Annotated in this window: 7 protein-coding genes; 5 read left to right on the forward strand and 2 right to left on the reverse strand. The window is 54.3% G+C overall.

What is annotated here, in order from left to right; translation table 11 throughout:
- Positions 1-526 precede the first annotated feature (526 nt).
- On the forward strand, positions 527-940 hold the full coding sequence (locus ABX962_RS19550; RefSeq protein ID WP_372721710.1) for a hypothetical protein: 414 nt from the start codon (positions 527-529) through the stop codon (positions 938-940).
- A gap of 49 nt (positions 941-989) precedes the next feature.
- On the opposite strand, the gene ABX962_RS19555 is transcribed toward ABX962_RS19550, so the two are convergent.
- Together ABX962_RS19555 and pheA are read right to left on the reverse strand one after the other, a co-directional pair.
- Positions 990-1,805, reverse strand: coding sequence for a TrmH family RNA methyltransferase (locus ABX962_RS19555; protein ID WP_372721711.1), 816 nt, complete (start codon positions 1,803-1,805; stop codon positions 990-992).
- A gap of 92 nt (positions 1,806-1,897) precedes the next feature.
- Positions 1,898-2,995, reverse strand: a complete 1,098-nt coding sequence (gene pheA, locus ABX962_RS19560; protein WP_372721712.1) for a prephenate dehydratase — start codon at positions 2,993-2,995, stop codon at positions 1,898-1,900.
- Between the two features lie 397 nt (positions 2,996-3,392).
- Here pheA and dnaK point away from each other — a divergent pair, with 397 nt between their 5' ends.
- The 4 genes from dnaK to ABX962_RS19580 all read left to right on the forward strand — a co-directional run.
- A complete protein-coding gene (dnaK, locus tag ABX962_RS19565) occupies positions 3,393-5,336 on the forward strand; it encodes a molecular chaperone DnaK (RefSeq protein ID WP_372721713.1) in 1,944 nt (647 codons plus the stop codon).
- Positions 5,337-5,714: 378 nt separating this feature from the next.
- Positions 5,715-8,360: an ATP-dependent chaperone ClpB gene (clpB, locus tag ABX962_RS19570; protein WP_372721714.1), complete on the forward strand. Its 2,646-nt coding sequence runs from the start codon at positions 5,715-5,717 to the stop codon at positions 8,358-8,360.
- Positions 8,361-8,727: 367 nt separating this feature from the next.
- Positions 8,728-9,165: a hypothetical protein gene (locus tag ABX962_RS19575; protein ID WP_372721715.1), complete on the forward strand. Its 438-nt coding sequence runs from the start codon at positions 8,728-8,730 to the stop codon at positions 9,163-9,165.
- A gap of 36 nt (positions 9,166-9,201) precedes the next feature.
- Positions 9,202-10,367 (forward strand): ATPase, T2SS/T4P/T4SS family (locus ABX962_RS19580; protein ID WP_372721716.1); only part of this gene is annotated, 1,166 nt, incomplete at its 3' end.

The raw sequence follows: 10,367 nt of genomic DNA on the forward strand, positions 1-10,367 counted from the left end.
AGGATTTTTCTTAACTTTTTTGTTGGCGATTTCGGTCATGTAAACTTTCCGTGCCCTCGACTTTGAAAAACTTCAAAGTTGTCTCACTCATGTTGGCACAGAGGGCCCCGGAAAGATCGCTACGGCAAGGCAAACCTGGCGTTAACTTGGGCGGGCCAGGAATTCGCCGACAACATCATCAATGATGGAGTCTGGGCGAGTGCGAGAAAAACGCTGGATGACGCCGAATTGAAATCCGCATCATTCGAGGTTTGGTCGCAAATTGCAGTTGCGAAGATCACTGAGCTTTGCGCCGGTGATTCCAGCCGTTGATTCGGCAGATTGCTTTAAATGGGTAAATCGGTGTGCTAATAGCCAATGCGAATCGACCTATCGAGTCAGTTTCTCGCCAGCAAACGATTCGTGTGAGGCATCCGCCCCCTTCGTTCACCTGAAAAACGCCATCATGAGCCATTTATATCTTTTCGAAAAAAGACAGCGGCGGACCGCCATGCTGCTTCTCATCAATTAGGGTGTATTGTTCACGATGTATGTGGCAGCTCGTAAGTTTATTAAGCCGACCGAGGCGGCCGAGCAATTGTTTTACTGGATGAATATTGCCTTGCCGGTGGTTGAACTCGGACTACTCGTTGTTGCGGTTCTCTTCTGGGTTCAAAATAAAACGTTCAGGATCGCGGTGGACGCCGACCATTTTGAAATTACCGATCCGCTTTCAAAGAATGCATCATTTTCGGTCCCGGTCAGTGACATTGTTGAGATCAGCCAAACTTACGAGAAGCATGTCGGGTTCAGTAAGATCACGATGCAGATGAAGTCGGGTGAAAGGATTCAGATCTTGCAAAACTACAACTACAACCGAGGCAAGTTGTACGCAGCATTAGCGAAAGCAAATCCCACCATCCGTTTGCCGGAACATGCGTTTCGATTCAAGCAAGTGTGACGGAAACCAATGAATCGAAAATAAGCACGCTCCACCAATGCCTACGTGATTACGCGTTGTCGGGATCGACCAATGCATGCATCAGGATCGCGGTCGCGACGGCGACGTTCAGACTGTCGGTTCCTAGCTGCATCGGGATGGTGACTCGGTCCGATGCAAAGTTTTGAATGGCCAACTCAACGCCGCTCGCTTCATTGCCGACGATCAGCAGGGCGGGTTTGTCATTGACGCGAAAGTCTTTTAGCCGTGTAGCAGGTGATTGCAGCGTCGAGGCGATCGTGCGAACCGTGGTCGCCGTGGTCAAACGCTGCAAGTCAGCCAGTGGATCGTCCAAGCGAAACAGACGATGTTTGAGTACTGCGGCCATGCTGACCCGAATCACCCGTCGGTGGAAAGGATCAATCGTTTTTCGATCGACGAGGAGATGGTCGATCCCCAAGGCGGCAGCACTGCGAAAAATACTGCCGACGTTTTCCGGCTCCGAGACACCGAGCAGAGCGACGCTGAGTTTCGGGATCGTGGGCAGTGCAATGAAGTCGTCGATCGTAGGAATCTCCGGCCGAACGCCACATGCCAAGACGCCACGATGAAACTCGAACCCAATCAATTGGGAGATGTCGGTATCCGAAAGCGTGTAGATCGGCACATCCGCCGGAACGATTTTGGCGTATTCGTCGCTGCGGTGCTGCTGTACCAAGATCGATTCGATTTTGTAATCGCTTTCGATCAAACGGCGAACCACCCAATTACCCTCGACCACAAAATGGCTGCCGTCCTTCGATAACTCGCGATGACGCAAGTCGCGATACATGGCGATCCGGGGATCGTCAATTCCGGTCGCCTGGATCACTCGGGATGGATTCATCGATAGAGGGTGGAGGATGCGGAAAAGGAGAATACGGACTGGCGGATTGAGGCGGATGGCTGGCGGGAAGCCGATCCCACATTGGGGGAAGTCTATTCGACGTGTTGTGCTTTGGGATACGACCCTAGCACGTCGAGTCGCTTGGCTTGCTTGGAAAGGGTGGCGATCGCATCGGCTACCGATTCGTCGTCACGGTGGCCCGTCAATTCAACAAAGAACAAATACTCGTTGCGAGTCTCTGGACAGGGGAACGATTCGATCCATGTCATGTTCAATTGGTGGGTTTTAAAAATCGTCATCACGTCGGCAAGCGCGCCGGGTTGATGGTTGATTTGAAACAACAGCGATGTTTTGTCGTCACCGGTTCGTTGCGGTCGGTCTTTGCCGAGCACGGCAAAGCGGGTGACGTTGTTAGGATTGTCTTCGATGCTGGCCCCGAGCACTTCCAAGTCGTATTGCCGTCCCGCTTCGAGACTGGCGACGGCGGCGACACCGGGCTGTTCCGAAGCCAATTGGGCTGCGGCAGTGGTGCTGGTCGTTTCCACCAATCGCGCGCCTGGAAAGTGGGTCGCCAAGTAGCCGCGGCATTGCGACAGCGCTTGCGGTTTACTGTGAATCTCGGTGATTGTTTCTCGCGGCGAGGCGGACAACAGATTGTGATGAATGGGCAGTACGACTTCGCCACAAATCTGCATTTGCAATCGGATAAACATGCCAAGCGTATCGACGATCCCGCCATCGGTACTGTTTTCAATCGGGACGACTCCGGTCGCCAAATCGCCTCGCGAAACGGCTTCAAAAACAGCCGGGATGGAGCTCAGCGGGGCAAAGTCGGCCCCTTGGCCAAAGTATTTTAGCGACGCGAGGTGGCTGTAGCTGTATTCGGGGCCGAGAAAGGCGACGCGGATCGGCCGCACCGAGGCGAGGCAAACGCTGGCGATGTGGCGTAGGATGTCACGTTTGGATTCCGCCGATGTGATATTTGTGGCATCCGCCGCTGCCGCATGGCCGAGCGCAGCGATCAAGCGATCGATGTGCTGACTCGACAACGCCATCGGCCCGGTGCTGGACGTTTGCTCGCTGGGATCACTCGATTTCGCATCCTCGATCACCAACGCAGCCCGCTGGTCCACCAGCGTCAGGATGTCGCGGTCGATCGCATCGATCTTGTCTTGGTTCGAATTTGGCATTGAGAGTGAAAGTGGGGTGTAAAGGGATCGCGGGAGGAGCAGGGCAATCGGATGGCAGCAAATCGAATACTGTCATTTTGACACCGCCCTAAAAACTCGATGGAGTCCTTCGGGACGCGTCTGCCAGAAATTACCCGGTCGGAGTCAATGTCGTCGACGGGAAAAACGAGTTTCGCGAGAAAAACCGTGCTTTTCCTGGCTGCCAGAAAAAAACTGGGGCTTCAGACGCCCGTTCGGCACAGGCTTTGCCAATCTACCGATTCGTCTCGCCTCAAGCTGACGAATCGACAACCGGTCCAGTGGGGCAATGACCCAACCTATCCAATTGAAACTTGTCACCTAAACCTAAACGTTTAACGCGACAAACGAACGAATCGAGAGACAGGAGAATCTAGTAATGGCTCAAGGCGAAAAAATTATCGGGATCGACCTCGGCACCACGAACAGTGTGGTCGCGGTTATGGAAGGTAGCGAACCTAAGGTGATTCCGAACCCTGAAGGAAACCGCTTGACCCCCAGTGTTGTCGCGTTTACGGACAAAGAAGACACCATTGTGGGCGAACCCGCACGTCGCCAAGCGGTCACCAACCCCAAACGCACCGTGTACTCGGCCAAGCGTTTCATGGGCCGCCGTCACAACGAAGTGGAATCCGAAGAGAAGATGGTTCCATACGGCGTGACCGGTGCCGCATCGGAATACGTCAAAATCAAAGTGGGCGACAAAGAATACACGCCACAAGAAATCTCGGCCAAGGTACTTCGTAAGTTAAAAGAATCGGCTGAGTCCTATCTGGGCCACAAAGTCAACAAGGCGGTAATCACCGTTCCGGCCTACTTTAACGATGCTCAACGTCAAGCCACCAAGGACGCGGGCCAAATCGCCGGTTTGGAAGTCGCGCGTATTATCAACGAGCCGACTGCCGCAGCATTGGCCTACGGTTTGGACAAAAAGAAAGACGAAAAGATCATCGTCTTTGACCTCGGGGGCGGTACGTTTGACGTATCGGTTTTGGAAGTCGCCGACAGTGGTGATGAAGACCAAGAGAGCCGCGTCTTCCAAGTGATCAGCACCTCGGGTAACACCCATCTCGGTGGTGACGACTTTGACGAAACCTTGATCAACTACGTTGCCGAACAGTTCAAGAAGGAAAACGCAATCGATTTGCGTAACGATCCGATGGCTTTGCAGCGGTTGCAAGAGGCGTGTGAAAAGGCCAAGAAAGAGCTCAGCACGTTGCCCGAAACCGATATCAACTTGCCATTTATCACGATGGATCAGTCGGGTCCTAAGCACTTGACGATGAAGATCACTCGTAGCAAGTTCGAAGAGTTGATCGATCCCTTGGTCGAGCAATGTAAGAAGCCTGTATTGCAGGCGCTCGAAGACGCTGGGATGAAACCGAGCGACATCGACGAAATCGTTTTGGTCGGCGGTAGCACCCGTGTGCCTAAGGTTCGTCAAATCGTCAAAGAGATCTTTGGCAAAGAGCCTCATCAAGGCGTCAACCCCGACGAAGTGGTTGCCGTGGGTGCTGCGATCCAAGGTAGCGTTTTGGCGGGTGAACGAACCGACGTGTTGCTGTTGGATGTGAACCCATTGACGCTGGGCATCGAAACCGAAGGTGGCGTGATGACCGCGCTTGTCGAGCGTAACACCACGATCCCTGTGGAAAAGAAGAACGTCTTCAGCACCGCGGCGGACAACCAAACCGCGGTCACCGTCCGCGTGTTCCAGGGGGAACGCAAGATGGCTGCGAGCAACCGTTTGCTCGGCGAGTTCAATCTTGAAGGCATTCCACCGCAACCGCGTGGGGTTCCTCAGATCGAAGTCAAGTTTGACATTGACCAAAACGGAATCCTTGCGGTTTCCGCCAAGGAACTAAAAACAGGCAAAGAGGCTTCGGTACAAATCAAAGAAGCAGGCGCTCTCGGCGAAGACGAGATCGAGCAAATGCGGAAGGATGCCGAAACCAACGCCGAAGAGGACAAACGTCAATTCGAATTGGTCGAAGCGAAGAACAAGGCTCACCAACAGGTCTATCAGCTTGAAAAACTGATGACGGAGAATAAGGACAAGCTGAGTGACTCGGACACCGAACCGATGAACAAGGCGATCGAAAAGGTCAAGACGGCCGCCGAAGGTTCGGATACGGCTGCAATCAAGCAGGCGACCGAAGAGTTGGATGCCGCTTCGCAAGCGTTCAGCAAGGTGCTGTATGAAAAGACCGAAGCTGCGGGGCCTGCAGGCGGTGACGCCGGTGCTGCTGCCGCATCTGGTGCCGCGGCTGCGTCAAGCGAAGATGACGACGCGATCGATGCCGATTTCGAAGTCAAAGACTAATTGATGTCGCTGAGTTTGACTCAGCGAATGACCCGAGACATTAGCGGGTGACGCCCTAGCCGGCCTCACCCGCTAAGCTGGCCAAATTATCGATCGGACTCCGATCCGATCTCCGTGAGCCGCAGCCATCTACATCATTAGCGCTCGCGGCGCGAGTCCTGCGGTTGCAGCGTTATCACACGTCTAAAAACACAATGGGACTCTACGCCCGACGAGATCGGCTACGGCAGTGATAAACCGCTCGTTTGAACCGCTCGTTGCTTAGCACGCTTTCATTCTTTGGGGGGATGCGTGTTGGGATCCGTCCCCCGACCACAACCTGCGATCCACGCTAGGTCGAGATGTGGTGCTGCTTTTTCAGTAGAGGAGTTTTCTGTCATGGCGTTTCGATTTGATAAGCTCACCACCAAGGCCCAATCGCTTGTAGCGGAAGCCCAATCCCAGGCGGCGTCGTCGGGAAATCCCGAGATCTTACCGTTGCATCTGCTGGCGGCAATGCTTGACGAGACCGATGGCATCACGCGACCGATGCTGAAAAAAATGAATGCCGACGCGGGTAAGCTGAAAGAGCTGGTCGCGAGCGAGTTGGCGAAAGTGCCATCGGTTTCCGGCGGCCGCCAACCGGGGATCGCGCCGACACTGCAACGCACCTTTGACGCCGCAGCCGATGTCGCAGCAAAACTGAAAGACGAATACGTCAGTACCGAGCATCTATTGCTGGGAATTTCCAAGGTCGAAAGCAAAGCCAACAACTTGTTGAAGTTGATGGGAGTCAACGACGCGGATGTGCTCAAGGCAATGAGCGAAGTGCGTGGCTCGGCGCGCGTCACCGATCAAAACGCCGAAGACACTTACCAGGCCCTGGAAAAGTACGGGATCGATCTGACGCAATTGGCGGCCAAAGGGACGCTCGATCCGGTGATCGGCCGTGACAACGAAATTCGGCGTGTGATTCAAGTTTTGTCCAGGCGAACGAAAAACAATCCGGTCCTGATTGGTCAACCCGGAGTCGGCAAAACAGCGATTGCTGAAGGTTTGGCGCTGCGTATTTTCGAGGGCGATGTTCCGCAAAGTTTGAAAGACAAACGAGTCATTTCGCTCGATATGGGAGCGTTAGTCGCCGGAGCCAAATTCCGAGGCGATTTCGAAGAACGGCTCAAAGCGGTGCTTCGCGAAGTCAAAGATGCTAACGGCCAAGTGATCCTATTTATTGACGAATTGCATCTTGTCGTGGGTGCCGGGAAAGCCGAAGGATCGCCCGACGCGGCGAACCTGCTAAAACCGGAACTCGCACGAGGAGTGCTTCGTTGTATCGGAGCGACGACGCTAGACGAGTATCGTCAGAACATCGAAAAGGATGCTGCACTTGAGCGTCGTTTCCAACCGGTCTACGTAGGCGAACCCACGGTCGATGATACGATCGCGATATTGCGAGGCCTGAAATCTCGCTACGAATCCCACCACGGTGTCCGCATCACCGACAGCGCGTTGGTGGCCGCTGCGAACCTTTCAAACCGTTACATCGCCGACCGTTTTTTGCCGGACAAAGCAATTGATTTGGTCGACGAAGCGGCCAGCCGATTGGCCATGGAAAAAGAAAGTGTGCCCGAGCCGATTGATCGAATTCAACGTCGTTTACGTCAACTTGAACTTGCCCATCGGCAACTCGTTGATGAAACCGAAGAGTCGGCGGTGGAAAAACGCGAGGAGGTTGAAGGCGAGATGGAGTCGCTGAACCATGAACTCGCGAGTCTTCGTGAGCAGTGGGATGCGGAAAAGATGGGGCTCGACGATGTCCAATCGGTGCGTCAGGAAGTCGAGCGACTCGAGCACCGATTTACCACACTCGATTCCGAAGCCAAACAAAAACAACTGCGCGGCGAAAGCCCCGAAGACGTCTATCGCGAGATGCTCGAAGTTCGCGCTCGGTTGACCGAATTACAAGCCAAACTTGACGACGCCGAACAACGCGACGCAGCCCCCAAAGAGGATACCGAAAGCCACGAGGATCGGCGGCGGTTGCTGCGTCATGATGTAACCGAAGAAGAGATCGCCGAAGTCGTCAGCGCTTGGACCGGAGTCCCGCTGAGTCGAATGCTCGAAACCGAGCGGGCGAAATTGTTGGTCATGGAAGAACGACTTCATCAACGTGTGATCGGTCAAGACGAAGCGGTCCAATCGGTTTCCGACGCCGTGCGGCGTAGTCGAAGTGGACTGCAAGATCCGAATCGTCCGATTGGTTCGTTCCTGTTCCTCGGCCCCACCGGAGTCGGTAAAACGGAGTTATGCAAAGCGCTCGCCGAAGTGATGTTTGATGACGAACAAGCGATGGTGCGAATCGACATGAGCGAGTTCATGGAACGGCACAGCGTCGCTCGTTTGATCGGCGCCCCTCCGGGATACGTGGGTTACGAAGAAGGGGGCAAGTTGACCGAAGCAGTTCGGCGACGTCCCTATGGCGTCATCCTGCTTGACGAAATGGAAAAAGCCCATCCCGATGTCTTTAACATCCTGTTACAAGTCCTTGACGATGGTCGGTTGACCGACGGTCATGGACGTACGGTCGACTTCTCGAATTCGGTCATCGTGATGACCAGCAATGCGGGCAGCCAAGTGATTCAACAGGTCACCGAACAAGGGGGCGACGAACAAGAGATGCACGAAGCGGTTCAAGAATCGTTGCGAGCACGTTTTCTGCCAGAGTTTTTGAACCGGATTGATGATATTGTCATCTTCAAACCGCTCAATCGCAAAGAGATTCGCCAGATTGTCAAGTTGCAACTCGCCTCACTTGGCAGCCGACTAGAGCAAAATGGTTTGCGATTGGATGTGTCTGAGTCCGCTATCGATGAAATCGCATCGACCGGTTACGATCCGGTGTATGGCGCACGGCCGCTGAAACGCGTGATTCAGAACGAGGTTCAGAATCGATTGGCCAATGCACTGCTGAAAAGCTCGTATCCCGAAGGGACAACCGTGCGAGTCGATTTCAAGGAAGGCGAGTACCTGTTCTCGGGAAGCTAGGGGCGGGGGACGCGTCAGCGCGTTTCGGCGTTAAACCGGTGGTCGAGCAATGCGAACACCACCGGAACGCCGTGTGGCGCAACGAAATTTCGCCATAGTCCACCTCCGGATGACGCACGAAAATCCGGTCGCGGCTAGTATCTTCGGCATAATACGAACAGCACCCTCAATCCGTGTGGTTCGTACAAGCCGTCACGATTCGCTAATTATTAAACTCCAGCGGGGTGATTCAGCGAATCGTTGGCGACACCGGTTGGGTTCTAAGCTATCCCTTCATCAGCGTCTCTTACTCTGCTGATGTTGGTTGATGAATACTGATTCGAATCGAGCTGGTCTGTGCCGATCGCGACCTCGTCGAGGTCTAGCGATGATCCATGTGATCCTGCTGCTGTTGGTCACCGTGGTGTTCTTCGCCGTTGGATTTGCGGTCCATTCGCGAGCGGTCGAGCAATCGCGAGTCGCCAATGCGTTTGATTATCTCGAGGATATTCAATTTTCGCAGCACCTTCATTTTGTGCGGACGGGCAAATACGCGAGCCGGCTTGCCGATCTCGACTTGTCGATTCCCTCGCCTGCCTATTTTGCGGTGGGCGAAATCAAGATATCGAGACACCGTGGGGTGTTTCCCGGATGGGAGCTGCAGTTACATCGCGCTGGCGCGGCACCGCTGTTTGGCCCTTATGCGATCACCTTTAATGGCGCCGGGTTCGACGCCAGTCAATCGTCGGTCGAGGCGTCGATCCTGCCATACGATCCAGGGCACGTACGCATCAATCGCGTGTCGACGCTTGCCATTTTGCGTTAACCCTTCGCTACCTTCCTTGCTGGTTGAACATTTTCCATGTCTGCACCGATGTCTGCACCGATCAATGTTGTGGGTCCCGTCGAATTGTTGATGGACGGTCCCATGGAACTTGCCGATTCCCCAGTGCTCGCCGACGATGTGGAAGTCCAGCGCCGCGACGTCACCACCGAACTGGCTCAGCAATACGCAAAGTACTACGCATTGCCATTTTTTGATCCGCCCGAGGATGCTCCGCTGCCGATCGACCCCGGCATTGCCGAAAGGTTGCCAAGCCAATGGTGTTTTCGTAACCAGGTGGCCCCGCTAAGTGACGATGGAAAGATTGTCGAAGTTGCGGTGATTGAACCTGACAGCTTGCTGCTGGCCGACGAAATCCGGCGTTTGACCGGCCGCCAAATGCAGCCGCTATTCGCCACTGCGACCGTGATGGATCGCTTGATTAAAACACTGTACGGCGACGAATTGACCTCGTTGGTGGTTCCCAAAAAGCCGACGATGATGTCGGCGAGCCAAGCTGCGTTACAACCGCCCGCATTGCCATTGCCAGTATCACCCGAGGAATCAGGCAAGGCGATTGCGACAAAAAATCCGTTGCCTCACATCTTGCGTCCCCTGGTTCAAGAAGTGGTCACGCAGATTGTCATCGAGCCTCATCAGCACGCGTTTCGAGTACGAGCGCGGGGTCCCAAGGGGATGTATGTGCTGCAGGGTCTCAGCCGAGTCGAGGGGAATGAGATCCTAGCCCAAGTCGCATCGCGAATGCATTTGCGTGATCACGATCGAGCGAGTCTGCAGTCGACATCGGCATCCGGTGAATTTCGCGTTCGTTTGGGAGCAAAACGGGTCTCGATCTTTGCCTCGTTTTGTCCGGCGACTTCGGGAACAATGCTAAATTTGACTCGTACTATTTCCCAGTCGGTCCCCGTGGGCATCGACCAACTCGGGTTCCAACGATCGCAGCTCGAAGTCGTCCAAAGCGTGCTTCGCAAACGAAGTGGCTTGATTGTTTTGGCGGGCCCACGTCAAAGCGGCAAAACGACCACACTGTACTCGATGTTGGCAGAATTGAATGATCCGAGTCTGCTGATTTGCGCATTAGAAGATTCAATGTCGATGCCCTGCGAAGGGATCAATCAACTTTCGCTCTGCAAGCATGCAGAAATGGACAAAGTCGCTGCGATGGAATCGTTGGCCAGACAATC

Source organism: Novipirellula sp. (genome assembly GCF_041583735.1).
In the GTDB taxonomy this organism is placed as follows: Bacteria; Planctomycetota; Planctomycetia; order Pirellulales; family Pirellulaceae; genus Novipirellula.

What these genes read in the sequence shown, in the direction of transcription:
- ABX962_RS19550 (WP_372721710.1), top strand. Translation starts at nt 527, where the DNA reads ATGTATGTGGCAGCTCGTAAGTTTATTAAGCCGACCGAGGCGGCCGAG.
- ABX962_RS19555 (WP_372721711.1), bottom strand. Translation starts at nt 1,805, where the DNA reads ATGAATCCATCCCGAGTGATCCAGGCGACCGGAATTGACGATCCCCGG.
- pheA (WP_372721712.1), bottom strand. Translation starts at nt 2,995, where the DNA reads ATGCCAAATTCGAACCAAGACAAGATCGATGCGATCGACCGCGACATC.
- dnaK (WP_372721713.1), top strand. Translation starts at nt 3,393, where the DNA reads ATGGCTCAAGGCGAAAAAATTATCGGGATCGACCTCGGCACCACGAAC.
- clpB (WP_372721714.1), top strand. Translation starts at nt 5,715, where the DNA reads ATGGCGTTTCGATTTGATAAGCTCACCACCAAGGCCCAATCGCTTGTA.
- ABX962_RS19575 (WP_372721715.1), top strand. Translation starts at nt 8,728, where the DNA reads ATGATCCATGTGATCCTGCTGCTGTTGGTCACCGTGGTGTTCTTCGCC.